Below are 25,142 nucleotides of genomic sequence, written 5' to 3' on the forward strand. Positions count from 1 at the left end.
CTCAGGCAACTTTTTATGATAAAGGCAAAATATACAGAAACAGGTGAAGAAACATGAGTAGTACCAGCACAACCACATCCGCAGCAGAAGCGGTGCTGCGCGGGGATGTAAAGGGGCTGAAGCGTCTCCTTCCGTTCCTCGGACCCGCGTTCATCGCAGCCGTCGCCTACATCGACCCCGGGAACTTCGCAACGAACATCGCCGCAGGCTCCACCTTCGGCTACCAATTGTTATGGGTGATCGCCTTCTCGAATTTGATGGCGGTCCTGATCCAGTCGATGTCCGCGAAGCTCGGCATCGCGACCGGCCGTAATCTCCCTGAAGTGGCACGCGACCGCTTCTCGAAAAAGACGTCGATCTTCCTCTGGATCCAGAGCGAGCTCGTCATCATCGCGACCGATCTTGCCGAATTCATCGGAGCGGCACTCGGCCTGCACCTGATCTTCGGCATCGGCATGGTTCCTTCCGCCGTCATCACGGCACTTGCGAGCTTCGCCGTCCTTGAAATGCAGCGGAGGGGGTACCGCGCCTTCGAAACGACGATATCCGCCATGGTGCTGATGGTCGTCCTGGCCTTTGCGCTCCAGACGTTCTTCGCGCACCCTGACTGGACCGAAGTCGGCCACGGCATCGCCGTCCCGAGTTTCGAAGGCACAGACAGCATCATCCTCGCCGCCGGCATCCTCGGCGCGACCGTGATGCCGCATGCCATCTACCTGCACTCGGCACTCACGAACAAGCGCGTCGTCGGCAGGACCGAGAAAGAGAAGAAGCAGATCTTCCGCTTCGAATTCATCGATATCGTCCTTGCGATGATCATCGCCGGTGCCATCAACATGAGCATGCTCGTCATCGCAGCCGCCCTGTTCTTCGACCGCGACATGCGCATCGACGACTTGACCGTCATGTTCAACGAACTCGGCTCGACGCTCGGACCTTTCACAGCGATCCTGTTCGGCCTCGGCCTCCTGATCGCAGGACTCTCGAGCTCATCCGTCGGCACGATGTCCGGCGACGTCGTCATGCAGGGCTTTATAAGAAAAAGCATCAACCTGTACCTCAGACGGGCCATCACGATGATCCCGCCGCTTGCGATCATCCTCTCAGGCGTCAACGCGACGAAAGCCCTCGTCGCAAGCCAGGTCGTGCTGTCCTTCGGCATCGCCTTCGCGCTCGTACCTTTGATTATGTTCACAAGCAACAGGGAGATCATGGGCGGATTGAAGAACCATCGCGTAACGACGGCGGCCGCCTGGGTGATCTCTTTCATCGTCATCCTGCTGAACGCCTATTTGATCGTCGATACGTTCCTGTAAAAAAGCACAAAAAGAGCCGAACCTCGTCCTGAGGTTCGACTCTTTTTTTTCGTCTATGAAATTATCCTGCTGCCCGTTCGGTCTGATGCTCCGGGAACCTGCCCTTCAGCTTGTGGTCGAGCACGAAGTTTCCGAACGGAATCACGGAAGCGGCGAGGGCGCCGATCATCCATTTCTTGGACCAACGGACTTGATAGGTGACATAACCGACGACGAGGACATACAACACGAACAGCGCCCCGTGGATCATCCCGTTATACGTCACGAACTCCGGAATGTCCCATATATACTTCAACGGCATCGAGATGAACAAAAGAAACAGAAACGACAAACCTTCCAGGAATCCCGTCACTCTCAATTTTCCAATCGTTGTATTCAGCATGTGCAATCTCCTTTAATCAAGGTGTTAATAGAATCTACCTCCATCTTAATCGCTCGGATAGACGGGCGCAATCCATACGGGAGGGGGATTCCTGCCGTTACGCAGCCATTCCGTCCTTCCTTTCCCTTCCGAACGTTGATAGGACAGGCTTCACGGGGACGGAACTCCATGAATCGAGGGTTTGTGACAATTCGTTGAAACCTGCTTTTCTGCACAAAAACAGACACGGGAGCGCCTCCCATGTCCTGTCACCTAAAGCCCCTGTGGAAAGCGGAACACGTTGTACGGATCATACCGTTCATTCACCATGTCCAGCCGCTTCGCATTGGCTCCGAAATATTCCCGTTCATAATCCTTCAACCCGCTGATTGGAAAATTCACATACGACCCGTCCGTGATCCGCTTGATATACTCGAAGCGCTCGCGGACCCATGCCTTGTTCTTCTCAGCGAACATATCCTCTGTCCATACGGATTGAATCCCGATGATATAGTGCGCATCCCGGTAGTAAAATGCCGTATCACGCTTATCGATCTTCGAGATCTGTCCCCCCATCGCATAGAACGAGACCGCTGCATACACCGATCCTTCCGCCGGATTCTGGACGAGCCCGGCTATCGTCTCGAGCTCCTTATCCGTAAATCGCCGATCGACGAACCGCCCCGTCGATTTGAATTTCTCCGACGGCGGATACGTCTCCTCCACCTTCTGCACCGCCTCAAGGAACGGCGACTCCTCAAGCTCCACCCGGAACCCTTCCACTACCGCAAACGGCGCCAGCAGCAGCCGCGCTTCTTCCGGCGGACCGTAGAAGAACCCTTGAGCGAAGATGCCGAGCCCTTCTTCCGCCGCATGATAGAAGCTCGCCACCAGCGTCATCCGCTTGTCGAGACAAGGCAGCCACTCCTGCCAAATGTCCATCACCGCCGCCTGCTTCTCCACCGTCGTGCCGACATAGTAGAAACGGACAAGCGTCACGTGACTGTTGACCGGCTTCGGCAGCTGGAATGTCATCTCGACGACGACACCGAAATTCCCGCCCCCGGCGCCCCGGCACGCCCAGAACAAATCTGCATGGCGGTGCTTGTTCGCTTTCACGATCTCCCCTTTGAAATTGACGAGCTCCATCTCCACCAGACTGTCGCACCCAAGACCGAGCAGCCGGCTGGAAAATCCCCAGCCGCCCCCGAGCGTGAACCCGGCGACACCGACCGTCGGACACGTCCCCCCGGGAAAAACGTAGCCCTTCGAACCGACAAAATCGTACACTTCGGTATTCTTCGCCCCAGCCCCCATATAAAGGAGGTGGTGATGCTCATCCAACCGCAGCGCATTCAACCGGCTGATATCGATCACCAGCACGAAATCCCCCGTCGAATACCCCTCATAATGATGCCCGCCCGACCGGATCCGGATGCTCACCCGGTGCCTGCGCGCCCAGCGGATCGCATTCTTCACATCCTCTTTCCGCTCACAGTACACAATCACGAGGGGAAACTTATCGATCGCCCGGTTCCACTCCTGACGTGCCTCTTCATATTCCTGGTCCTTCGGAGTAACCACCTCTCCTGTCAGACCTTTCAAAAACGGTATTTCCGACCCCACTTCTTCCACCTCTATTATGATAATCGTTATCTATTATTCTATTCTTGCGTGGGAGAAAGGTGAGGGTTCCAGAATCGCAAAGCCCTACGATACCTATACTTTTATCAGGGATTATTTCCGATAGGCCATAACCCATTCACTAGGAACGAACGATAGCCACTTCCTTTCTTATCCGCTCATACCGCAGGAAACGATCGTCTAAAGGAGATATTCCCCGCAGCTGAAAGACTCCTACGAACCGATACCTGTGAAAACCGAGATGATCTTTGTATTTAGCAAACACGACACGCTGCTGATCCGCCTTCCCTCCTGACCCATACGTCTCTTTCCTTTCCGCAACAATCGCAGCATCTTCGTGGGATTCATCGATATAGGACCAATCCTCTGCCAAACGATTGATCCACCCCGCCGCAGCCGACTTCCAACTACCTTCTTCGACAATCGATAACTTCGGACACCACAACCACGTCTGTTCTCCAATAGAAAAATAGCTGCGTTGGTACCGCTTTGAATTTTTACCGAAGACCGTATTGGCAATGTCCTTAATATCTTTGAAAGTATAAGCGTCGTGCACGGATAAGAATTCCTGGGAGCGGCATTGTTCCAGCTCCTCTTCATATGTAAACCATTCCGCATGAACCTTTGTTGCTCTCCGGTTAATCTCTGCCACGACTTCGTCTATTCTCCTATGAAGATCGTCGACAGGAAGCGTCGCATCTATACGTAAGACAAGGAAATCTTCTAATTCATCCTCTTCCACGGCAGCAAGAATATCATCCATCCGAAGCCCATCCTGTGTTTGGTTGCTTTTATGGAAGGCTTCGTCCACTTCTATGCCGATGTGGAGCTGTGGAAAATATAAATCCAAGAGCGCAAAGGATTCTCCCCGCTTTACGTATTGCTGGCTGACCGGTTTTACGTTCAAGTTCCCGAGCTTATGCCAAACAGCGGTCAATATATAATTCTCGTAATCCTTCCTTTTCGTCCTGGAAAAGGTTTTGACCAAATAATCCCGTTTGTCCACCCTGCATACCTCCCTGGATTTAACTGTTGAATGGTTTTCTCTATATTAACCCCACAACTAAAACTTCACTAGTATGAGCGAAGCATAAAACAGAACAAAACTCCCGGTCCTATGAACCTTATTTAAAGGAATTACATGTAAAAAATGATAGAATGAAGACAGGATAACCAAGCAATTAGGAGGAGACACATGGAAGTAACGAACAACACCCGTCTACTGAAGCTGCGCGACATCCTGTTCGAGGAAACAGACGAAAACAATGAGCTCAGCATCACAGAAATCGAAGATAAATTGAAGCTTCATTTCGGCACGGATGCAAGCTTCGACCCACGTACGCTGAAGCGGGACATTGAGATCTTGGAGGAATCGGGAGTGGACATTGCCCGTAACAAAGGCAAATACGGGAAGGTGTATTATAGCTATCAGGATCACCTATTCGAAACTTACCAGCTCCGCTTCATCAACGATGCCGTCTTGTCAGCCAAGTTCATCACGGAGAAGGAAAAGAAGACCCTGATCCAGAAGACGAAACAGATGACAAGCCGCCACATAGCGAAGACTTTACCCGACCCTGTGCTTTTTTCGCAGTCGTCGAACGAAGATTACCAACTAGTCAAATTGAATATTGATTACATACACAGAGCTATTTCTGACCAAAAAGTACTCCAGTATCATTACGGCAGGTACAACTTAAAGAAAGAATTCGAATTCAGCCGTAACGGCGATCTGTACGAAGTCGAGCCATACGCCCTGATCTGGCAGAGTGATTACTACTACTTGATCGGCAAATTCCGCGGCAACGGAGAGATGCGTCATTACCGCCTGGATCGGATGCGCCACATGGATATGAAGGAAGAACGGTTCCGCCGCGATGCATTTACTATCCAGGACTACGTGGACCAAAGCTTCCACATGTTCACCGGAGAAGACAGCCGTATTAAAATCGAATTCGACGCCTCGCTCCTGAACGTCGTCATCGACCGTTTCGGAATCGATGCTTCCATCACACCCGTCACTGACGACCGCTTCATCCTGTCGACACAGGCAAAAATCAGCCGTGGCCTCATTAACTGGATCCTGACCTGGGGAGCCAAGGCGAAGGTGCTGTCTCCGGATAAGCTTGTCGAAGATATCAAACAGGAAGTGGAACACATGTACAAGCACTACCAATAAATAAGAACACGCGTTGGGTGAGCAAATTTTTGCTCACCCTTTTTATTATGATGAACGTACCAAATCGAAAGGGAGAGGTCATCATGAAATCATTTGTAAAAGTATTAGGAGCCGTCATCATCGGAGGAAGCCTGCTCACCGCCTGTGCAGCCGAAGAATCGACGATGTCAAGCGGAGACGAACCGAAGCAGGCGGAAGCAGAAGAGAAAGCCGATCAAACCGAAGCACAGCTGGAAGTGAAATCGGAGACGTTCGACGCTTGGGAAGACAGCATCGGAAGCATTTACGCGAGTTATTCCGCAGAAATCACAAACACAGGAGACGCCCCCGCATCCGTTGGTGATATCCAAGTGAACTTCGAAGGAGAAGACGGTTCCATCCTTGGAACGATGCAGATGGTCCTGCCCGTCCCTGAGATTGTCCAACCGGGAGAGACCGCCTACATCGGCGAAAACACCATCCTCGATACCGTCACATCCGCAGAAGAGATTGCCAACGCCACGATGAACATGGACTTCAGCCAGACGGAAGAAGATCCTGCTCTTCTCACGACGGAAAACATCAAACTAACCGAGGGTAAAGATGAATACTCCAGCGTCTACACCGTGACAGGAACCGTCCTCAACGAAACGACGGAGAAAGCCGACGATATCCGTCTTGCCGCAGGCCTGTATGATGCAGAAGGCAACTTCCTCGGCACCTTGAACGGCAGCATCGAGGTCAGCCTGAACCCGGACGGCAAAGCAGGATTTGAACTGAACTATCCGGAACTCCCTGCCAATATCAAAGGCAAAGCGACAGAAGCCAAAGTGAAAGCCTATAACTGGTCATTCTGATTAAAAACCAAGGAGGAATGAAACATGAATAGAACGACAGAAATGGTACTGGGAATCATCGGTGGCCTGATTGGGTTCGGAGGCGCATTCTTCGCCCTCTTCATGGGAGCCTTAGACGAATCCTTCAACGGAACGAGCGAACTGAACGGCCTTGGGTCGAGCGCATTCCTGTTCAGCATCCTCGCCATCATAGGAGCGATCGTCGTCAAATTCAAACCGAAACTGGGCGGATGGCTCATGCTGATCAGTGGTGTCGCCATCCTGATTTCCATCAGCCTGTTCGGTGTCGTCCCGGCACTGTTCCTTGTAGCGGCAGGGTTGATGGGGATTCTGAGGAAAGGGAAAAAGTCGCAGCGTGCGGCTGCTTAAAAAAAGGGAGGACCGATAATCGGGCCTCCCTTTTTCGTTCTATTCCATTCTTTTAAACATACCAAGTAAAATAATAATCGCACCTAACACAAAACAAAGAACCTGGAAATAAATTAAATGGTAAGCATTCATATCGTCTATCCCCAGTTCCATGTAAGCCGTAAATACCTTCAAGAAGAATATTAATACCAATTAAAATAGAAAACGCGCCAAAAATTATGTAGCTCTTGTTTATTCTCGCCAGTCCTCCAAAAAGATAAAAAAGGAAGCAGGAACGAGTAGAGTTCCTGCCTTTGTTACTTTATTCCGTTAAAAATTTAAAGATTTTTTCCTTAACATTTTCTTCAGGTTTTTTATCACCTTTAAAAGAATACTTTAAAATAATGTCTTTATTAAAGTCTGTGGAAGCATTAGTTAGCCAGTCCTCTAACTCCTCTACATCCTCTACAATACAAGGCTTTAAGTCATCTTCTTTGGACATCTCAAGCAAGAGCGTGGAAGAGTCTATTTCGTTCGTTCGAACAAAAGTTCCTTTCTTAAAAGAAATGACTGCTCCTTTTCCTATATAAGAATCGAGAGAATTTACAAAGTCATACTCCCCCTTTTTTAGCCGTTCTGTAAGTTCATTTTGCAACTCATAATTTTTACTATGGAAGAATTTCGTTTGTGTAATTCTTTTTGCATTAGACGTAAATAGTTGTACAAAAAAGTTTTGATAGAAACGTTTTATAAATGAATCCTCTCTATCAATAGTCTGACTCTTAAGCAATGAACTGGTTTTCTCAAGTTGTTCACGAGCCTTATTAATTACACTTTCATGATTGTGCCCTATTTTAACTTCAATAGGATAAAGATGTATTTTTACACCATTATCTTCTTGCTCCAAACCAATTAAAAGGACGTCATCACTATGTTTGCCCGAGACACCCAGGTTCTTAGCTGTAAAGATACCACCGGATTTGTTTAGGCTAACTGCACCAGCAACTCTTAATACCTCTTCCAACGAAACCGGAACCCACAGAATATCTTCATGATTGAAGTAAGCTAAAGCAGTTTTGATAGCAGCTAATATACTTAATTTTTCTTCAGTAAAATATCCTCTATTACCTAGTATTTTCAGTAGCCATTCTCCGTTGATCGTGTTAAAACCAGAAATAGCCTTATGTGCAGTCTTTAGCCGATCATCAGAAGTTATGTTAATCGAAGCCAAAAACTCTCTAATAACATCGTAATATTGTTCAGCACTACTCGTTACAGTTATAGCGTCATACCGACTAGATGAAGAATACTGATCATTGTAATGTATAACAAGCGAACCTTCCACTGTGTTTTCAAAGAAATCAAGATCAACACCAGGATCTATAAAGGTGACCCAGTTGGAGGATTGCAGGACACTTTGAATAACATGTAAATCGTCTAACGTCGTACATGCTACTATTCCTCGACCTTTATCATACGTGTTACTTGGATTATCCATATTAGAGGCTAACTCATTTAAGTAGTATGCACATTTAATCAATAGGTCGTCTTCCTCGAATTTGTAATCCATAATTCCGAAACCACTTCTATAGTCTTCTACATGTTTCTTAGCGGGAACAGTTGTGTAAAGCCCCTTCATAGACACGCCCGATTCTAATTGGTCCATTGGCTGGGAAGCAAACTGCTTTTGAGATTCCATCTTATAAAAAGATATATGAGCATATTCGAAAATGGAAGGTGGTTCACCTACATAAAATTTAATATTTTGATGTAATTCTTCTAGCAAATCTTCGGAAGACAGATTTGGATCATTGGATTTAAGCTTTAAATTAAAAACCTCTTCGAACTCATGGACACTTCTTGTTTCAGCAAATTTTTCACAAAAGCTGTCCTCTGAGTGATTGCGATATACATTGACAATTAGCGCTGGCATTCTATATGCACTTTGCTTATTCTTCTTATCTAAATACCACTGAAGAAGTCCACGAATAGCTCTATAATCATTCAATATGTTTATAATATTCACTTTGACTGGAGCCTTTGAGTTTTTTAAGAATAAATAAGAGAAATGTTCTTCAAATTGTTGTAACTTATCTTTAACTACTTTATCTAAATAAAGATCCGCATCCGCCACATTAGAAGTATCCATCCCCTTATAAACCATCCATCCTGGGATATTTTCTTGTGAGTCTGGACTATACACTACTTCCTGTTCACCGAAAATATAAGGGAGCAAACCATCTGGTTTCAAACGATCAAGTATCCCCTGATCTATTTGTTCATCCCTTAACTCAACAAGCTTTCTTAACTCAAAAGCAACATTTAATGGATGAAATGGAGTTAGCCACATTTCTTCCCCATTATTCTTATTTATGGTTCCTAACTTAAATAAACCTTTACTTTTGTTACCTGCTGGTTGTGTAGGATCCATATTTTCAACTTCTTTAGTAAACTGAGTAATATACTCTGTAGCTCGTTTCGTGATCTTTTCATCCCAATAAACAATGGAGGGTTCTCTCTTCATGAAAATATTCACAAATCGGTTATAAGCATTCCTGAGTTCAGGGGATAACTTAATATCTTCATCGATTATGAAATCCCCGCCAACATACGCACCTGCGCACGCCAATTCATCCACCCATTGATATTCTACATCCAAGAAAGTTTTATAATCATTTGGAATATAGTAATCTTGAGCGTGATTTCCGTTACTTGTTACTTTTGTTCCCTCTCTAGCAAAACTTAACTTTTGTTCGCGCTTAAGTTTAGCTAATCTGTTTGCTTTTATTGGGTGTGCATCTGGCTTTTCCCCATCTAATTCAATCCAAATATCAGTTTCTGAGTATCTTACCTTATAAACAATTCGGTCATCGCTATCTAACAGGACACTAGGAATTACGTATTGAGAACCATCAGAACTTTTCACATCCAAAACTTGGGATTCATCATGTATGTCTTCTATAGAACTTGGATTAATTCCTAGAGTAATTTTATCACTATCAAATGGCAGTTTAATGTATTGCTCTTTTTTCTTAACGACCACTTCAAACGAGCTATGGTAATCTTGAAAAATATGATCTTCAAATGGTAGAACACAAATATTAAACTCTGCACCTTTAGATGCTTTATCTTCATGCTTATAAACAAGTTTTTCATAAAGAGGTCCTTGGGAATCTCTATTTGAGAAAGACACTTCTAGCGATCTTTTTCGAACTTTAACATCTGTACCTAGAATCGGTTCTTTTAAGAAGTTTTTATGGAGTCCATCAACTTGGCTATTCTTTACGTCTATGTTTATGTGAAAGTTTAATTTCTCGGGCTGATTTGTATAGAAAAGAAGCTGATACTTTCTTTTTCCCGCCCCTTTATCAGAAAACGGCCGTAAGTAATAGTGGCAACTCACATTAGTTGGAATTTTTATGTCTTCAAATGACACTTTGGTTCCTTTGTCAACTTCCTTCCTAGCCTTGTTCGATTGAAAAACTACTGCAAAATCAAGTTCTTTCCAATTTTCTTTTTTTAGTTTGGGAATATCCTTATCTAAAAAGAACCTGGCAAACTCTTCGTCTTCTTGATTTAGTTCATTAAGCTGCTCTAATTTCAAATACAACTCTTTATTTTTATTTAGTCTTTCATCCAAATTATTACCTTTGGATTTACTCAGTTGTTCATCTCTAAACATCCCTAAATTTTGGTAATCTTGTTTTGATAATTTTTTTCTATTAATTATTTCAATTAGCTCTTTGTAATCATAGAATGTGGTAAACTGAACGATTCTCTCTTGATCAATTTGAGAGAGATAACTGGTTAGTACAATTTGGTCGGTAGAATCGCTTACACCTTCCTGAATGTTCTCTCTCAGAGTCTCAGAAAGAACATCTGGGTGCAGAGGCATTCCTTCACTCTGAAGCGAAACGCTTCCCCCACTTATAGAATCTAAATCATCAGAAATTATGCTGAGGAGAGCTTTTCCTTGCCAATTGTCTACTTGATCCCCGACTCGATTTCGCAGCGTGACCAAAAAGTCGTTAGTAACATAGCTTCCCGTATCCGCAATAACTAGATTCGCGCCTTTCCCACATTCCAATTGAGTTGTGGAATATTCTCCGCCACTCTCTAAGACATACTCAAAGCCTTTACTATTACTACAATTATTTAATGCTTGTTTTAAGGCTGATACATCTTCCGCATTATTTAATCTTAGATAATACCTTTCACCAGGTGTTGGATTAGCTCTATTAAAATAGTTATTAATTATCCTTGCTATGAATTCAAAGAATTGGTTTGACATATTGCGCATCACCACTATCACTCTTCTTTTCAATATAATTTTGTTGTTCTAATAAGCGAACCGCTTCCTTTTTGGAGTACTGATCAAACGTCATCCCTCTTCGTTCAAGTTCTTTAAAATAAGTTTTTAGAGGGATCTTTTCCTTACCAACAGCCACTGCACTTAATAAAAGAAAATCTTCTTGCTTGAGAGATAAAACAAATCCATGCTTTCCGCGCGCTTTCAAGAACTTTCCTTTGCCCAATTTTTCAATATTGTCCCCATACTTTTTATACACTCCTTCACTCATACCCTTATGAAGTTGACTAAACAAAGTGTTAAATAGTTCACTGAAAGACATATCGGAGTGCAAATCAGAAGGAATCGTTAAATATGCCAAATCAGAATACGTACGAATCCAATTTATTAATTTCTCCTTCTCCATCATTTGCTCTTCATTATTCAACCGATCAAGTTCTTCAACCAATTTTTGGTATGATTGTATATCTTTATTTGGGTTACGTGTGTTATGGCTCAAATGCGACATCGTGTGAATGTGAACAAAAAGATTTTTAGCATTCTTTTTGATGAACTGGAAATCCAGAACAGCATTTCGATAGCTTCCAACGCCTGTTTCCCAATCAAAGGTGAAGTGAAGAGGATTCATAAATTCTGTCGAATGAGCATTCCCAAACCTTTGAGCGTTCCTTAAGAATTGGAGGACGTATTGAAAAACATAATAGTGTATGAGATGAAAGAAATGAGTAATAAAGTAATCCTTATGTTCACTTAAAAACATAAAATCACACGCAAACATTTCTTTTATATCTGGGCTAATACTTGAGAATTTAGTTGCATTTAAATGATCTCCTGTATTAGCCTCCAAATCCGGAAGTGAAGAAATGATTAGCTCTGTTAAAAGGTTGTCTGTGTCTTTTTTAGAGAACAAAGAGGATATTTCTGGCTTGTTATAGAATAATAAATCATAAATAAACCTCGCGTACTTTCCTTTTTCTCCTTTGTTTTCCGTGCTTGTAATATAATTAAACAAGTATAGGTGAAGCGGCTTTAAATCTGACCCATTCTTGTATAAATACTCCTCCAAAAACTTCGTAAGTACCTCCTGATGCATATCTTCAGGAAAACTCACATCTTCAATTACCATGTTTACTAAGGGATACTCAGAAAAATAATAATCCCCTTCATACTTTAAATTGGGTTCTTTTAAGCTATTACTTAATCGAACCAACTCTCCAATGATCTCGTTGATTCCCTCGCTAAAAACGTTAGACTTACGAGAAGAATTAAAGGGGAAAGCGTTTTTTATATCCCCTGTATCATGTGACAAACGACCATCTTTTTGCTTTTTACGTAAGATTCCTTCAATAGGTTCAAAATTAAAAAATCCGCTCATTAATCTTCCACCTTCTCAAATGCAAATAATCCCGTAAATTGCTTTTCCAAGCTAAACAAATCTTTTTCCCCATGATAATGAATAAGAAGATCCGAATTTTTACTTTTCGAGATTAACTGATCCATAAATGTTATAAAACTCAGCCCGTCTTCATAATCCTTTTTGTTAGGTCGATATCCATCGGATACCTTGGAGAGTAACTGAAATAATGGATAGTCTATTTCTAGGCAAAGGTCATTAGATGGCATACTCCCAACGAATCTCAAGGAAATAGTTGTGCTGAAAGACTCAAATTCTTCGTGTGTAATTTGTGCTTTTGAAGTATCTAGCAATGGTCTATATTCGAGTTTTTGAGCCACTCTATAAGATTCACTCAAGTTGTTTATATATATATATCCTCGCTTAGGTGAACCTTTCCAAGAAAAAATAACATTCCTAATTTTTTCATAGATTTCTGTGATGATTTTTTTGTCACCGCGATTATATCCATACAGAAAGCGAATATACTGCTTCATATATTGGTTATCTAATTCCTCTTGTAAGATAGGATCAGTAAGATAGCCAGCGCGCAGAAAGCACTTTGTTAATGATTGGAACACTTCGTCTTCAAGTGAGTTCTCACTTTCTTGAAGCAATTCGATAATTGGATTAAAGATTTTTTTGTAACTCTTCTCACCTATATTTTCATGAACTACTTTTTTGAAATTATTAGTGCTGTAAATACTATTTATAACTTTATCTAAAGTTTTTGACCTTAAATGTATTGGGTCATACTTATAAAAGCGGTCAATTAATTCACTTTTGCCTCTGTTACTAAAGATAAGGGAAGGCAAAGAGTACTCTATGCGCTCAAACTCTGTCATATTCTCAATACGGATATCTTCTAAATCTGTATTTGATGGAATTAAAATATCAGCAAGGAAATTTAAAAATGATCTAGTAGAAATAACTACTTTATCCTCTAAGATCATAGAACAAAGAAGCTTATTTAAGATTCTTTGCGTTTGCTCATTAGATAGTAGTTCATAATTTAAATGAACAGCAGTATAAACATTCTTTTTAAGATCTGATTGAAATGCTTGGTAAAAAGGATTACTTTTACTTACTTCCGTAATCTTATTCATTATTTGGTCAAAATATTGCGAAAAAGCCTTCGTTTCTTGTAATTTGAATGCTTGATAATCTGAAAAGTTAATAATGGATAAACAGTCTTCGCTATATACCTCCGTAACCTCTTCAGAGAACAAACCACTATCTTTAATAAAACCCTCTAACTTTGAAAAAGTGTGCGAAGAATGTTCGTAGCTAATAAAGTTATGTAGCACTCCTAAATTAATCGCCAGTATTATTTTTTCGTTTCCTTCTTCGTAATGTTCATCACTAAAACCTGCAAGTTTATCTGTTAGTGTTTCTAAACTGCTTTTTTCTGGGGAATCACTTTCCGTAGCATCATTGATTATAGTGAAATCCTTAATTAGTTCAGACTTATTTTCCGTTAAGTAAGAGAGCAAGTGTGACTTACCATCTCCTACACTTCCCGAGAGTAAGACGAGTTTCTTAGTCTCACCTTTAGCATTTTCGAGTTCCTTTTCTAAGTTAAACTGAATATTTCTCTCTACATGCATATAATTCTTAAACTTGGAAAAACGCCCTACATTCTCTAGCGCTTCCTGCGAAGAAGCCTTTAACCTATTTAGCTCTCGTATTAAATAACTTTCGTTCTCATCTAAGTCTTCAGAAATCTCAAAAGTAATTTCGCTTTCTTCTTCGTAAGTCTCCATACCTTCTTGTGGACGAGCTTCTGGTATAAGATTACCCTCCGTGAATTTACTAATATGCTGTTTGATCAAGTCTTGTATATGTTCCTCACTTAAACTTTGGGCTGGTTTTGGTTCTTCGTATTTCGGCATTTCAAAATCAGCAGATCCGTAAACCTCTTTATACCAACCGGCTAACTTAAAAACTTTCTTATGTACTTTTAGAGATGCAATCAGTGAGTGGTCTCGAGTATCATGTGCCGCCTTATTCCCATGAAGTCGTAAAAATTCTAAGTCTTCTTGTAACTTCTTAGAGAATACCCCTTCTCTATATAATTCTTTCAACATATCATAAAGTTTCGGACAAGCTCGTTCATCCTTTACATCTTTTTCAATTATATATATTTCTTTTAATAGAGTCTCTGTGAATTTTCTTCCCTGAAATACAGCGGAAGTAGCATCAACGTAGACAAGGTCATCCACCTTTTGGGCTATTTTGTACAAGTTCTCGCTAAAATCTTCTAAAAAAGAGCAAAATGCACCTTGTTGTTGCATAAGAATATACCTCCGAATAAATGTCTAATTTACTGCAATCTTAACATAAAATAACACTTAATTAGATAGTTAATATTTTTTGGTATTTACAAACATGAATTCTTGTGATGAGAGCTTATGGCAGATATAATATAATCATGAAACTACGTACGTAATCAGGAGGATGGTCATGGATTTTGGTTTTAGTTACAACTTCCCTGCTATAAAAGGGGTGCAAGCTGGACAAGAGTATTATATTGCCATGTGCCCGTTGAGAGTGATACCAAAGATTTTCTTGTTTGATGAGGAAGAAATACCACCAGATTACCGTGCACAAAGGATTATTAATAAAAACCGCATTCCCGAAATGACCAACTATATTGTTAATAATAAGGATGATTATGTATTTTCTTCACTTACTGCGTCGATTGATGGAGATGTGGAGTTCCACTCTATTTCAAGTCAACCCTCTCTCAATGATATAGGCATGCTCACCATTTCATTAGACTCTCGATTCTTAATTAATGATGGGCAGCATAGAAGAGCAGCAATCGAAGAAGCTTTAAAGATAAATCCGGAACTTGGTAGTGAAACGATCTCTGTAGTATTCCTAATAGATTCTGGCTTGAAAAAATCGCAGCAGATATTTTCAGATCTAAATCGTCATGCGGTGAATACTACTTCTTCTTTAGGAATTTTGTATGATCATCGCGACCAATTGGCGAACGCTACAAGAAAAGTAATAGAAAATAATACATTTCTAAAGAGATATACTGATCGAGAAAGAGTTTCCCTATCAAAAAACTCACCAAAAATAATTGCACTGAATCATATTTTCAATACTAATTTAAAACTTCTCGGAGTGTCTAAAGGGCAAAACATTAACAAAGAAGATGAGGAATTCTTGATTGATTTTTGGAATACATTAACCGACTCTATTTCAGAGTGGAAGCAAGTTCTAAACAGGGAGTTAACACCTAAAGAATTGCGGATAAATTTCATAGTTGGGCACGGTGTATTCGTTGAGGCTCTAGGATATATAGGAAAAGAATTACGTGAGACACATCCACAACATTGGAAAAAGATTATAAAATCTTTGGATAAGATTGATTGGTCAAGAACCAACACAATCCACTGGCAAGGAAGAGCTATTAATCACAATGGACGGGTCCAAAAGACAACGAACACCGTCCGATTAACCGCTATACAAATTAAAAAACAATTGGGTCTTTCATTAAACAAACAGGAAGAATTAATAGAAGACCAATTTATGAAAGGAACATCATAAATGAAAGGCATAATTTCACAAGCATTTGACGAAAAGACATCCATAACAGACGCGGCTAAAGAGGAGGTAAAACAAACATACTTAGGAGATGATCGTCCCTGGGTTATTGGATATAGTGGAGGAAAAGACTCCACTGTTGTAGTTCAATTAGTCTTTGAAGCCCTTTGTGAGCTTCCAAAGGATCAACTAACGAAAAAAATTCATGTCATATCATCAGATACTTTAGTAGAAACTCCTTTAATCATTCAATCTATCAACACCACACTTCGTCGTATTGAAGAAAAAGCTTTGGAGTTAAAACTTCCTATTGAAACACATAAAGTTAAACCGATGGTTGATCAGTCATTTTGGGTAAATATAATCGGTAAAGGTTACCCATCTCCGAACCAACAATTTAGATGGTGTACCGATCGCCTGAAGATTGATCCTGCCAACCAATTTATAAAAGATAAAGTAGATTCTTTTGGGGAAGTTATTATGGTATTAGGTGTTCGTGAGTCTGAAAGTGCAACTCGTGCCAACGTTATAAAGTCTCACTCTGTCGAGGGTAAAACACTTATGCGACACTCGACCTTATCTAATGCCTACGTATATGCTCCAATTCGAAAGTTTGATATTGATGATGTATGGAATTATCTCCTTACATTTGATTCTCCATGGGGAGATGATAATTATGAGCTTCATCGTTTATATAAAGAATCTGGAAGTGGCGAGTGTCCTTTAGTAGTAGATAAAACTGTTAAAGAATCCGCAGGGTCTTGTGGTAACTCAAGGTTCGGATGTTGGGTTTGTACAGTAGTAAATGAAGACAAAGCTCTAAGTGGGTTTATAGATAGTGGTCACGATTGGATGAAACCTTTACTAGACTTCCGGAACTGGCTTGCTTCAATTAGAGATGACAGGACAAGAAGAATGAAATATCGAATGGATGGACAGGTATACTTTAGGCCAATGCAGATTAAAGAGATTGACGATGTCTCCTATGTTCTAATACCTAAAAAAGGTAGCCGTCGCAAAGATCTAATTAATTTAGAAGAATTCGAAATTATTGAGAAATCTGAGCTAAAACAATATTTAAACAGCCATAATATTGACCTGTCTTCTTCTGATGATCCAATGGTGTTAATTAAAGATGAGAAAGGCAACTTATGCCGCCTTGGGCTTGGTCCTTTCACACTCGAGGCTAGAAAGGAAATCCTTCAAAAACTATTAGAAGTGCAACACAATCTTACACACCCTTTTGATGAAGAATATGACTTGATTAAGGAAGAAGAGCTAAAAGAAATTAGAAAGATCTGGTTCAGTCACGGGGATTTCGTTGACAGCTTGCCTACTATTTATGAAGAGGTTTTCAATGAAAATCTTAATTGGGAAAAAGATGAACGTTTATTCTTCGATCAAGATGAACTTCACCATCTTGAAATGTTATGTCAAGAACAGGATATAGATTTTAAGCTTGTAAAAAAACTGTTATTGATTGAAAAAGATTATACAGGTTTTAAAGTACGCCGGGGATTAATGGATCAATTATCCTCAGCACTACAACAAGACTACTTACACTTATAATGTGCAACCATTGAAAGGAACATTCACTTTATGATCTTAAAAAAGATTATTATAAACAACATCGGCCCATATGAAGGGCTAAACTCATTTAACTTCCAAACAAAGGAAGATGCCAGCACTGTTCTAATTGGCGGAAAGAATGGTGCAGGTAAAACTACTTTTCTTAACAGTGTGCGCATCGCTTTGTATGGACCGTTAGCTTTTGGCTACAAAACTGTCTCAAATGAATATATAAAGAAAATACGAGCTCTTTTAAACTCTCAGGCCGTAAAGCAAAACCAAAATGATTTAAAAGAATACCAAAATGAATTTAAAGTACGCATCGATTTTTCAATGATAGAAAATTTTCAAAGGGTACATGCATCTATAATCCGCTATTGGGATATCACTGGTACCTTTAGAGAGAATGTTAGTGTAATCAAAAACGGTGTAGAAGTAAATGAGGTAGAGAAAGATCAATTTTTCACTCACCTACGCACAAGTTTCCCCCCTTCCTTGTTAGAACTTTGTTTCTTTGACGGGGAAGAAATTTCTCATTTAACAGATGAGAATAATTTATCTAATTATCTTAAGGTACTATCGTCTAAAATCTTCAATTTAGACCTTTTCCAAAACTTAGAAAAAGATTTAGGTTTGTATTTAGATCAAAGCTCCAAATCTGAGGAGCAAGCTCGACTAGAAAACGATGAAAAACTAGCAGAAGAAGATTTGCGTCAACTACTTAAGCATATTAGTGAGCTGAATGAGGAACTAGAAAACACTCAAAACGAATTAGAGCTGAATAAGCAAAAATACAGTGCTGTAAAAAATGATTTTTCAGTACATGGTGGAGTGGCTTATGACGAGAGAGAGAAAATACAGGACAAACTTAACACTATTGAAGGTCAAAGGAAGCACCTCTTAGAGAAAACCAAAGAATTTATAGCAAATGAGCTTCCGTTTTTCATTGCCTTCCCCACTGTGTACGATTTAGTAGAGCAATTAAAGAATGAAGAAGAATATCACGTTTCCAATATTCTGAGAGGAAAAATAAATCAGCTTCCAATGGAGTCCATGTTAGAAAATCTTAACTTGAACTTATCGAACGACGATGCACAAAATTTAAAAGAAACACTTTCTTCCCATCTGGTTAATACAAACAGTACTCAAATAATACACAATGCTTCAAATACCGAAGCTAACCAAGTGTACACGTTGCTCGAAGAAACAAATTTAATTCGCTTGAATGAAATAATAGAAATCATTAGACAAAATCACAGTCTACTAAAAGAGGCACAAAGGTTAAGAAAAATTCTCAAGGACAATCATGAATCAAATGAATTCAATAAAATGATAGAAAGCATGGAAGACTACAGTAGAAGGATTGTAGATCTTGAAGATAAGATATCGTCCTTAAACAGTCAGAAAGAAGAAGCGAGTATTAACGTAGACAATAGAAATAAAGAGTACGAAAGAATTAAGCAGCAGCTATACAAGATACGTAAAACTAAATCATCCTTTGCTGAGTCCCAAAAAATTATTAATATCAGCCGAAAATTCCAACAACAGCAACTTAGAAATAAATTAAAAGATATTGAATACTTCTCTTCAAAAATGTTTAAAGATCTTTTACGCAAGAAATCATTTATAAAACACATCATGATTGACCCAGAGTCTTTTGAACTAACAATTATTGACCACAATAATGACTCTATAAATAAAGATATACTTTCTGCAGGAGAAAAGGAATTACTGGCCCTTTCCATAATATGGGGTACTATAAAATCTTCTAAAAAAGAGCTACCACTCATCCTTGATACGCTTTTAGGAAGACTTGATAATGAACATAAGCTTGCCATTATTTCTAAGCTTCTACCACGCCTTGGCGTGCAAAACATTGTTCTTTCTACCGATTCAGAAATTGATTACAAATTATACTCAAATCTTCGTAAAAATGTAGCTAATGAATATACACTAAATTACGACAACAACAACAAGAAGACTAATATTGAAAGACACTTCTTTAATTTTGAGAAAGAAAAGGTGGAGCAAGAATGAACTTTCGTCTGAAAACAACGGTTGAAACCGCAGAATTACTCAAAGGCCTTCAAAATTCCACCGGATTGACGCCAAATATTTTAGCTAGACTTGCAATCTCACTATCTGTATTAATCCCTGAAGAACCCGAGTTGGTCTCTTCCGATAGCAAAGGGTTAGAATTTAACCGGAATACCTTAACAGGTGACCGTGATTACTTTTATAAAGCAATAATTCGGCAAAATGCAGTGAGAGAGATTCATGAAGATGAGTACTTCCCCACTATGTTTAATGCACATTTGTCTAGAGGAACAAAGCTTTTAAACGAAGAATATAAGCACTCTGGTAATTATGATAAACTGCTTAAAAATTTACTTAAGCTTGCGGAAGAAAACATAAAGGGGGCGTAGGTGATGCTCTATCTGGATAACAGCGCTACTACACATATTCTTCCAGAAGTAAAAGAAGCTATGGAAACGTTCCTAACATCTGAGTATGGAAACCCTTCAGGTAAATATTACAATTTAGCAATAAATGCAGAATCAGCAATTAGTCAAGCTAGAGAGCATGTTTCTAAGCTTATTAATTCATCGAGTAAAGAGGTCATTTTTACTAGTGGTGCTACAGAGAGTAATAATATGGTCATTAAAGGTGTTGCTGATTATTATTCAGATAAGGGAAAACACATAATTACATCAAAAGCAGAACATAATGCAGTACTAGATGTTTGCGTGTTTCTTGAAGAAAAAGGCTTTGAAGTTACTTATTTAGACGTTGATCAATATGGAAGAGTGAATCCTTTAGAATTTCAAGCTTCCATTAGAAAAGATACAATCCTAGCAACTATTATGTGGGGTAATAATGAACTTGGCTCACTTAATGATATTAATTATCTATCAAAAATCTGTGCGGAAAACAATATTCTATTTCACACCGACGCTACCCAAGTTATGGGTAAAGTAGAAATTAATTGGAATGATTTAGATAGTGTGAGCTTCTTGTCTTGTTCTGCACACAAAATGCACGGACCAAAAGGAGTCGGGGCGTTGGTCATTAGAGCAGATCAATATGGAAGACTAATCCCTTTTACTCCTCTTCTTCATGGTGGTGGGCAAGAGAATGGGATTAGAAGCGGAACCTACTCTGTCCATAATATTGTCGGCTTTGGCGTAGCAGCAAAAATAGCCAAAAATAATTTACAGAAACATATGAAACATCTATGGAATCTAGAAGAGAAACTGCGAAAAATACTGATGGATCAGTTTGCTGATAACATTGCATTTAATTCAGATGATGAAAATAAGATTCCTGGTGTCTTGAATGTTAGATTTAAAGGGTTAAATAACGAAGTTCTACTAAAGAAACTGGCACCTGTAATTGCTGCCTCTTCGGGATCCGCTTGTAGTAGCGCTCATCCTTCTCATGTTTTACAGGCCACGGGGTTAAATTTAAAGGAGGTTAGAGAGTCTATACGATTTTCCTTCTCCCCTTACACTAGCATAGAAGAAGTTGATATTTTCACGGAATTATAAAGAGCAAGGTATAATACCTTGCTCTTTTTATTACAAGTTCAAATCTTTTAATAAACGATTTTTATTTAGCTCTTCACAATCACTAATCGATTCAAATTCTTGAATATAATCAATGACTATTTGTAACGCATTTTTTTCATCTTGCATAATTAATTCTTGTAACTTTTTTATCCCAGCGCATGCATACTCTTCAGCTATTGTTATTTTACTGTGAAACTGTTCTTCTGATCCATTCATTGCGAACGAAAGATCCCCTGTATCTAGCACAGCAATTAAATTAATCAAAGGTTCGTCCGTACGCTCTTTAAATACTTGCCATGGAATTGGCTCTGCTGATTCATTAAAAGAAATACGTTCACTTTCTAAGAATCCTATAACCAAAGACAGCATAAATATATCCTTATACGTGTCAAAAATACCAAATTCTTTTTTATTAGTTAATCTTAAATATAGCTCTTCCTGATCTTTTGGCCTTCTTATTCTCCGATTGTACATACCTTTTACCACCTCCGTATTTCTGTATATTCATGTGAATCATTCTTTCGAGGATCATGATAATGTAATTCATAGTGATTACTTACATAAGGAGACAAGGACCTTTCTACTTCGCCCTTCCACTGAGAAGTGGAGACTATTACTATTATTTGTTCAGAGAGCTTCGGGATCCCTTCAGCGACTCTTTCTCTATGATTAGAATCTAAAGCTCCAAAAGGAGAATCCATTACTAATGGATAAATACCACCTTCATTTATTACTTTCGTTGCTTTTCTTTGATAATGCTTCCGCGCAATATCAACAATTGCTCCAATAAAAGATAAACTAGTAATTTGCCTTTCCCCTTGAGATAATGGTACCTTTTCTCCATAATGATTCTTAACCTCTAGTTTAAAGTCATCCGTTAAAGATATTTTGTATCCTTTGCGTAAGAAATTACTGTACACCCCTTCTATCGTTTCCTGAAGATCTGTTTTCACTTCTTTTTCTTTTAATACGTATATTTTCTGCATAACTTCTTTAAGTTTGTTACTGGTGTTTAGTCTTCTTTTTGCTAATTGAGCTTTGTCTTCTATCTGCTGTTGCTTGCTAATTTGTTTCGCTACTTCTCTTCTTCTCTTATCAAGATCCTCTAAAGTATGTTCTATAACTCCGATTCTCTTCTGATATTTAATACTTTTCTCCTGGTGTTCCCTTCGATTATTCTCAAGAGCTGATACATTCTCTACACTACGATTACTGAGGTCATGGCTTATTTCTTCTAATCTGTTTCCAATATCTCTAACTAATTCTTTTAATTGATACAGTTCTCTCTCATGTGTGGATACATCTTCCATAAACCACTCTTTTTTATCTAAAATTAGAGCTATTTGAGAATATAAATTATTCTTTAGCATCGTTTGGTTTTGCGGCCCCAATTGCCCCAACAAAGATTCCAAATGTTTTTTTTGTTGATTACATAAGTCCTGTCCACAAATACAGACATTTTTATTCAGAATTGCTTCTATAAGATCAGTAGATAAATTTGGATAAACGATCCCCTCTGGTTCACCAACACTTTTAAATTTTTCTTTTGCCTTCTCTGAAAGAATGCTGCTCATCGCCAAGTAGCCATATTTACTTACTAATCTACTGAGAGCATCTTCTTTGTGATCCATTTTTTGTTTTGTTTCTTTTAAATTCGCTTCCAGTTCTTTTCTTTCCTTATACCTTTCTTCAATACCCCTCACTAAGTTCAACTGTCCGTCTATATCTGCGACTTGTCTTGTAAGTATTTTTATATTACTTTTTAATTGTGCTTCTTCTTCTATAAGATCTGTCTTTTCTGACTCTAAGGCCTCTTCCGTCTCTAGTAATTCCTTTGTTTTCTCATCCGCTAAGCTAATCCATTCTTTCTGGAATTCTTTTCCTACATCCTCTATGTGTTTAATTCCTCTATCAATAATTTCTAGGTCCATTACTATTTTTACAGCATCTTGTATTTCACCATTATCCTCATGTCGGGATAAACTGTCTATTCGTTCCCCATCAAAAAAGAAATAGTTTCTTAAATTCTCAGGCATAACTCTATTAATTTCTACTGAAGGGTTACTAAGCTTTTTCAACCGGCCCTCTTCATAAAATTGAAGCAGTACATCACTTTCCTCATTTCTTATTTCTCCAGTATTCTTCCTACCTGTCTTGCTTCTTTTAAGTATGTAGGTGATTTCTTTAGATATAAACTCCATTTCTACAAACATAGCTATAGTATCTCCACTTTCGGTGGTCTCAACAGCCTGTGAGTTCATTAATTGGTTAGAGTCAGGTAAGTCCGTTACCCCGTATAAGCACCAGTTAAAGGCATTAAGCAGCGCTGTTTTTCCCGATCCGTTCTCTCCATGAATGACAGTTACATTTTTATCGTTTGAATTGGAAAACTCAATGGTTTGGGTTCCATAGTATTGACGAAAATTATGCAAAGTAATTTTATTAATAATCACTTATTTCACACCCTCTCGGATGAAATTGTATATGTCTTTCTTAATAGAGGTCCCTTGAAGAGACTTTCGATGCAATAAATCTTTTTCAGCCTTAACAATCTTCATAAATATTTCTTGCTCATTGTTTTCTAACTCATCTAAAATACGATATAAATCATTCTCGTTCATGTAATAAACACTCCCTATATATCCATTAAATTGAATTCTTTTTTAAGTTCCCATATAACATCTTCCGCTTCAGGTCCATTAATAGCTAAACTGGAAAATTCTTTAAATCTCAAAAATTCTTTTTTTAACTGCGACCTAACCATATTGTGGTAATCATCTGAAGCGTCCGAAATTTCTGCTAGATCGGGGGGGACCACAATGAAATCATATATTGTAGCCGCCTTCTTACCGCTATGTTTTCTAAGCACTCTTCCACGCCTTTGTACAAACTCCTTAGGGTTACCGGAACTTGCTATCAAATACGCGTATTTAGTTGCAGGGACATCAATCCCTTCATCTAAACACTTGATTGCAACTAAAGCCTGCGTGCTACCGGCCTCAAAATTTGAAAGGAGATCATCTCTTTCCAAATTTGTTTCCCTGGATGTAAATCGACTTGCTTTTAGCTCAAAGTGCTCTCTTAATATCTTTACTACCACATCTACCTGTCTTTCCCCTTCAAATTCTCCATCCCCACAATAAAATAAAGAGTGAGAGTTGACTCCTGTTTCTTTTAACAGTCGAATGAGCTCATATAATTTATTTTCGGCAGACTGAATAATACGAGCACGTCGTAAAGATAACTTTTCCATCGATTCCTTAGCAGAAGAATCCTCTTTAGAACGAAAGTACAGTTTCTTAATTTTCTTTGTAAGCTCGACATACTCTTCAGTCTCACGATCATTTAAATGAACTAGCCTTGGATAATAATAATATTTAGTTAAAAAACCCATTTCTATAGCTTCTTTTAGGGAAAAGGAAAAGACAACTTCATTTCCAAAGTAGGATAAGAGGTTATCCGTCCCTTCTATATCTCTCCATCTAGTTGGAGTAGCTGTCAAAGCTAACCTATACTTCACGTGCTGTGGTAAGGACCTATTTAATTTATTTGCGCCGAAGTAATGGGCTTCATCCACAATTAATAGTGTGTTTTCGTCCATTTTGTTTAATTTTTCTTGAAAAGAAGGCATGGAGAAGGTAGCATTTGTTGTTACAGTCACTACCAAGTCCGTATAGCCCTTCTTGTAAGCTCTAATGGCGTCATCTAATTGTGCTTGCCATAACTTTGAAGCTTGGTATCCTTTTATGGGTTTCAAGCCGAAGTTTCGGCACTCATCCATCCATTGGGACGATAACTGAGTAAACGGAGTAACAATTATAATATTAAGTCTTTTCATATCCTGGAATAGATCACTTGCCAATGCCAGTGCGGTAATTGTCTTACCCGTGCCCGTGGCCATTTCCAGCAAGCCCGTACCTTTATTTTGTCTCCAATTTCTTATTGCCTTCTTTTGATAATCCCTTAGCTGAATATATTCAGGTAAGTGAAAAGTCATGTATAACACCCTCTCTTCCTAACACTATTCTACCAAATCATTATTCAAATTTTTAAGTCAAAT

The 25,142-nt window shown here is 39.5% G+C and carries 19 protein-coding genes; 9 read left to right on the forward strand and 10 right to left on the reverse strand.

Annotated features, from left to right (window positions below; translation table 11 throughout):
• Positions 1–53: 53 nt before the first annotated feature.
• Entirely contained in the window at positions 54–1,316 is a 1,263-nt protein-coding gene (locus M662_RS19060) for an Nramp family divalent metal transporter (RefSeq protein ID WP_026577679.1), read from the forward strand.
• Positions 1,317–1,377: 61 nt separating this feature from the next.
• Here M662_RS19060 and M662_RS19065 read toward each other — a convergent pair whose 3' ends face one another.
• The 3 genes from M662_RS19065 to M662_RS19075 all read right to left on the reverse strand — a co-directional run bounded on the left by M662_RS19065 (position 1,378) and on the right by M662_RS19075 (position 4,327).
• Positions 1,378–1,698 carry a DUF3817 domain-containing protein gene (locus M662_RS19065; protein WP_008634324.1) on the reverse strand — a complete coding sequence of 107 codons (321 nt, stop codon included), beginning with the start codon at positions 1,696–1,698 and terminating at the stop codon, positions 1,378–1,380.
• A 252-nt stretch (positions 1,699–1,950) separates the two neighbouring features.
• Positions 1,951–3,303: an FAD-binding oxidoreductase gene (locus M662_RS19070; protein ID WP_026577677.1), complete on the reverse strand. Its 1,353-nt coding sequence runs from the start codon at positions 3,301–3,303 to the stop codon at positions 1,951–1,953.
• Between the two features lie 139 nt (positions 3,304–3,442).
• The gene (locus M662_RS19075; protein WP_026577676.1) at positions 3,443–4,327 is read right to left on the reverse strand and encodes an AbaSI family restriction endonuclease; all 885 of its coding nucleotides are present in this window, start codon (positions 4,325–4,327) and stop codon (positions 3,443–3,445) included.
• 189 nt (positions 4,328–4,516) lie between these two features.
• On the opposite strand from M662_RS19075, the gene M662_RS19080 reads away from it, so the two are divergent.
• From M662_RS19080 to M662_RS19090, 3 genes are all read left to right on the forward strand, one after another.
• Positions 4,517–5,500 carry a helix-turn-helix transcriptional regulator gene (locus M662_RS19080; protein ID WP_026577675.1) on the forward strand — a complete coding sequence of 328 codons (984 nt, stop codon included), beginning with the start codon at positions 4,517–4,519 and terminating at the stop codon, positions 5,498–5,500.
• Positions 5,501–5,583: 83 nt separating this feature from the next.
• On the forward strand, positions 5,584–6,336 hold the full coding sequence (locus M662_RS19085) for an FxLYD domain-containing protein (protein ID WP_026577674.1): 753 nt from the start codon (positions 5,584–5,586) through the stop codon (positions 6,334–6,336).
• A gap of 24 nt (positions 6,337–6,360) precedes the next feature.
• Positions 6,361–6,705, forward strand: a complete 345-nt coding sequence (locus M662_RS19090) for a DUF4064 domain-containing protein (protein ID WP_026577673.1) — start codon at positions 6,361–6,363, stop codon at positions 6,703–6,705.
• 301 nt (positions 6,706–7,006) lie between these two features.
• Here M662_RS19090 and dptH read toward each other — a convergent pair whose 3' ends face one another.
• The 3 genes from dptH to dptF are packed head-to-tail and all read right to left on the reverse strand — an operon-like array spanning position 7,007 to position 14,680.
• Positions 7,007–10,984, reverse strand: a complete 3,978-nt coding sequence (gene dptH, locus M662_RS19095) for a DNA phosphorothioation-dependent restriction protein DptH (RefSeq protein ID WP_081694885.1) — start codon at positions 10,982–10,984, stop codon at positions 7,007–7,009.
• Positions 10,956–12,368: a DNA phosphorothioation-dependent restriction protein DptG gene (dptG, locus tag M662_RS19100; protein WP_026577671.1), complete on the reverse strand. Its 1,413-nt coding sequence runs from the start codon at positions 12,366–12,368 to the stop codon at positions 10,956–10,958. The genes dptH and dptG overlap by 29 nt, the downstream gene beginning before the upstream one ends.
• A complete protein-coding gene (gene dptF, locus M662_RS19105) occupies positions 12,368–14,680 on the reverse strand; it encodes a DNA phosphorothioation-dependent restriction protein DptF (RefSeq protein WP_026577670.1) in 2,313 nt (770 codons plus the stop codon). Before dptF ends, dptG begins: the two co-directional genes overlap by 1 nt.
• Before the next feature lie 169 nt (positions 14,681–14,849).
• Here dptF and dndB point away from each other — a divergent pair, with 169 nt between their 5' ends.
• From dndB to M662_RS19130, 5 genes are read left to right on the forward strand one after another with little or no spacing between them, the layout of a single operon-like run.
• Complete coding sequence (dndB, locus tag M662_RS19110) at positions 14,850–15,947, forward strand: DNA sulfur modification protein DndB (RefSeq protein ID WP_026577669.1); 1,098 nt, start codon at positions 14,850–14,852, stop codon at positions 15,945–15,947.
• Positions 15,948–17,513 (forward strand): DNA phosphorothioation system sulfurtransferase DndC, encoded by a 1,566-nt coding sequence (gene dndC, locus M662_RS19115; RefSeq protein ID WP_026577668.1) that lies wholly within the window; start codon positions 15,948–15,950, stop codon positions 17,511–17,513.
• A gap of 30 nt (positions 17,514–17,543) precedes the next feature.
• On the forward strand, positions 17,544–19,550 hold the full coding sequence (gene dndD / locus M662_RS19120; protein WP_026577667.1) for a DNA sulfur modification protein DndD: 2,007 nt from the start codon (positions 17,544–17,546) through the stop codon (positions 19,548–19,550).
• The gene (locus tag M662_RS19125) at positions 19,547–19,939 is read left to right on the forward strand and encodes a DndE family protein (RefSeq protein WP_026577666.1); all 393 of its coding nucleotides are present in this window, start codon (positions 19,547–19,549) and stop codon (positions 19,937–19,939) included. Before dndD ends, M662_RS19125 begins: the two co-directional genes overlap by 4 nt.
• Before the next feature lie 3 nt (positions 19,940–19,942).
• Positions 19,943–21,061 (forward strand): cysteine desulfurase family protein, encoded by a 1,119-nt coding sequence (locus tag M662_RS19130; RefSeq protein WP_026577665.1) that lies wholly within the window; start codon positions 19,943–19,945, stop codon positions 21,059–21,061.
• A gap of 30 nt (positions 21,062–21,091) precedes the next feature.
• On the opposite strand, the gene M662_RS19135 is transcribed toward M662_RS19130, so the two are convergent.
• Genes M662_RS19135 through M662_RS19150 form a run of 4 tightly spaced genes read right to left on the reverse strand, consistent with a single transcriptional unit; the run spans position 21,092 to position 25,079 of the window.
• Positions 21,092–21,556: a DNA phosphorothioation-associated protein 4 gene (locus tag M662_RS19135; RefSeq protein ID WP_035388103.1), complete on the reverse strand. Its 465-nt coding sequence runs from the start codon at positions 21,554–21,556 to the stop codon at positions 21,092–21,094.
• Positions 21,557–21,561: 5 nt separating this feature from the next.
• Entirely contained in the window at positions 21,562–23,535 is a 1,974-nt protein-coding gene (locus tag M662_RS19140) for an AAA family ATPase (RefSeq protein ID WP_026577664.1), read from the reverse strand.
• Positions 23,536–23,703 carry a hypothetical protein gene (locus M662_RS19145; protein WP_162129322.1) on the reverse strand — a complete coding sequence of 56 codons (168 nt, stop codon included), beginning with the start codon at positions 23,701–23,703 and terminating at the stop codon, positions 23,536–23,538.
• 14 nt (positions 23,704–23,717) lie between these two features.
• Positions 23,718–25,079 (reverse strand): DEAD/DEAH box helicase family protein, encoded by a 1,362-nt coding sequence (locus M662_RS19150; RefSeq protein WP_026577663.1) that lies wholly within the window; start codon positions 25,077–25,079, stop codon positions 23,718–23,720.
• Between the last annotated feature and the right edge of the window lie 63 nt (positions 25,080–25,142).

The sequence above is a fragment of the Bacillus sp. SB49 genome (genome assembly GCF_000469135.2).
Taxonomy (GTDB): Bacteria; Bacillota; Bacilli; order Bacillales; family Halobacillaceae; genus Halobacillus.